The organism is Stenotrophomonas maltophilia group sp. RNC7 (assembly GCF_030910085.1).
Taxonomy (GTDB): Bacteria; Pseudomonadota; Gammaproteobacteria; order Xanthomonadales; family Xanthomonadaceae; genus Stenotrophomonas; species Stenotrophomonas sepilia.
This window is the reverse complement of sequence record NZ_JAVFVN010000684.1, coordinates 1-621: the sequence shown is the minus strand read 5'-3', so window position 1 is coordinate 621 and position 621 is coordinate 1. Positions and strand designations below refer to the sequence as shown.

General features: G+C 68.1%; 1 pseudogene. It reads right to left on the bottom strand.

Features of this window, described 5'->3' with window-relative positions:
- A pseudogene (locus RCF13_RS14695) lies at nt 1-621 on the bottom strand (malate synthase G); the annotation flags it as partial.

The following is a 621-nucleotide window of genomic DNA, read 5'->3' as shown; positions in this document are numbered from 1 at the left end:
ACGAACATCAGCGAGCGGCCATGCAGCGTCAGCGCCGAGCCGTCCGGACGCGTGTATTGGCGATCGGCGTTGAGCTTGCGGGTGAAGGTCTTGCCGCCTTTGGTGACCTCCTCGGTCAGGTCGCCCTTCATCAGGCCCAGCCAGTTGCGATAGATGTGGACCTTGTCTTCGGCGTCGACCGCGGCGACCGAGTCCTCGCAGTCCATGATGGTGGTCAGCGCGGCCTCAACCAACACATCCTTGACGCCGGCGGCGTCGGTGGCGCCGATGCTGTGGGCGCGATCGATCAGGATTTCGAAATGCAGGCCGTGGTTCTTGAGCAGGATGGCCGTGGGCGCGCCGGCGTCGCCCTGGTAGCCCGTGAACTGGCTCGGCGTCTTGAGCGTGGTGGCGCCGTTCGACAGCGCAATCTTCAACTGGCCGTTCTCGACCGAGTAGCCGCGGGCCTCCGCGTGCGAGCCTTGTGCCAATGGCGCGGCGGTGTCGAGGAACTGGCGAGCGCGGGCGATGACCGCGCGGCCGCGCTCGGGGTTGTAGCCGGCGCCGTTGTCGCCCGGCGTGGCGGGAATCGCGTCGGTGCCGTAGAGCGCGTCGTACAGGCTGCCCCAGCGCGCGTTGGCC